This window comes from Spirillospora sp. NPDC049652 (assembly GCF_040675125.1).
Taxonomy (GTDB): Bacteria; Actinomycetota; Actinomycetes; order Streptosporangiales; family Streptosporangiaceae; genus Spirillospora.
This window is the reverse complement of sequence record NZ_JBFAOF010001228.1, coordinates 1-1,810: the sequence shown is the minus strand read 5'-3', so window position 1 is coordinate 1,810 and position 1,810 is coordinate 1. Positions and strand designations below refer to the sequence as shown.

At 76.9% G+C, this 1,810-nt stretch carries 2 protein-coding genes; both read left to right on the top strand.

Annotated elements, in window-relative coordinates:
- The first annotated feature begins 126 nt into the window (after positions 1 to 126).
- Complete coding sequence (locus AB0J52_RS38835; protein WP_500188055.1) at positions 127 to 663, top strand: MarR family winged helix-turn-helix transcriptional regulator; 537 nt, start codon at positions 127 to 129, stop codon at positions 661 to 663.
- An 81-nt stretch (positions 664 to 744) separates the two neighbouring features.
- The coding region (gene selA / locus AB0J52_RS38830; RefSeq protein WP_500188053.1) for an L-seryl-tRNA(Sec) selenium transferase at positions 745 to 1,810 on the top strand (1,066 nt) is incomplete at its 3' end.

Here is a 1,810-nt window from a genome sequence, read left to right as displayed (position 1 = left end):
GCGCCGGACGCGCCGGACGCAACGCTTGCGGCTGGTGCGCCGCTCGCGCCGGACGCGACGCCCGCGGCTGGTGCGATGCTTGCGCCGGGAGAGCCGGGCGGGGCGTCTTCGGCGGGGGACGAGATCATGGAGATCGAACGGGCGCTCAACCGCGTCGCCCACCTGCTCACCCGCGCCCGCCGGCACGACAGCGTCGTCGCCGCGTCCGGCGTCGCCGTCGACCGCGCCGCCGTTCCGCTGCTCCGCCTGCTCGCCGACAACGACGGGCCCATGCGCCCCAGCGAGATCGCCGCCCGCCTCGTCGTCGAGGCCCCCCACGTCACCCGGCAGGTCCAGCGGCTCGAACGCGCCGGCTACGTCGACCGCGTCCCCGACCCCGACGACCGCCGCGCCCAGCGCGTCCGGCTCAGCGACACCGGACGCGACGCCGTCGAGTGCATCCGCGCCGTCGGCCGCGCTTGGATGAGCGACGCCCTCACCGCCTGGTCGCCCGGCGAACTCCGCAGCCTCGCCGGGCTCGTCCACCGGATGGTCGACGACTTCGTCGCCCACTCCGACGCCACCGGCTCCCGCTGCGGCACGCGGGCCACCGCCGAACCCGCCGCCGAACGGGTGGCCGGGCCGGCGGCCGAACGGGTGGCCGAACCCGCCCAGACCCCCTGAGAATCCCACTCACGGCATTCGTCTCACACTCCGGGCGCGGCTGACTTCCTCCACCGCCCCACCCTCCTTAGGGTGAGGCCGGTGGATCCCCGGCCGCGCAGCACCGACCCGACCACCGGCGCACCCGTCCCCGGCACAGCCGAGCCCGGCGACCCGCGCCGCGCCGTCCCGCGCACCGACGCCGTCCTCGCCGACCCCGCCCTCCGCGACGCCCGCGAACGCCTCGGACCGCACCTGCTCAAAGCCGCCGTCGCCGCCGCCCAGCACCGCGTCCGCACCGGAGAACTCCCCGCCTCCGACCTGGTCGGCGCCGTCCTCGCCGCCCTCCCCGACCACGCCACCACCCTGCGGCCCGTCCTCAACGCCACCGGCGTCCTGCTCCACACCAACCTCGGCCGCGCCCCGCTGTCACCCGCCGCCCGCGACGCCCTCACCGCCGCCGCCGGAACCGCCGACGTCGAATACGACCTCACCACCGGCCGCCGCGGCCCCCGCGGCGCCGGCGCCCTCGCCGCCCTCCGCGACGCCTGCCCGCCCGGCACCGGCGTCCAGATCGTGAACAACAACGCCGCCGCCCTCACCCTCGCCGCCACCGCCCTCGCCGCCGGCCGCGAGATCATCGTCAGCCGCGGCGAACTCGTCGAGATCGGCGACGGCTTCCGGCTGCCCGACCTGCTCACCGCCACCGGCGCGCGGATCCGCGAGGTCGGCACCACCAACCGCACCACCACCGCCGACTACGCCGACGCCGTCGGCCCGGACACCGCCCTCGTCCTCAAGGTGCACCCCTCCAACTTCAGAATCGAGGGATTCACCTACGCCCCACCCGTCAACGAACTCGCCGCCCTCGGCGTCCCCCTGATCGTGGACACCGGCTCCGGCCTCCTCGCCCCGCACCCCGCCCTCCCCGACGAACCCGACGCCCGCACCGTCCTGCGGGACGGCGCGCACCTGGTCACCGCGTCCGCCGACAAACTCCTCGGCGGACCCCAGGCCGGCCTGCTCCTCGGCGACCCCGGCCTCCTCGCCCGGCTGCGCCGCCACCCCCTCTACCGCGCCCTCCGCGTCGACAAACTCACCCTCGCCGCCCTTGAGGCCACCCTCCGCGGACCCACCCCGCCCGTCGAGCATGGCGCGGACGGGCGGG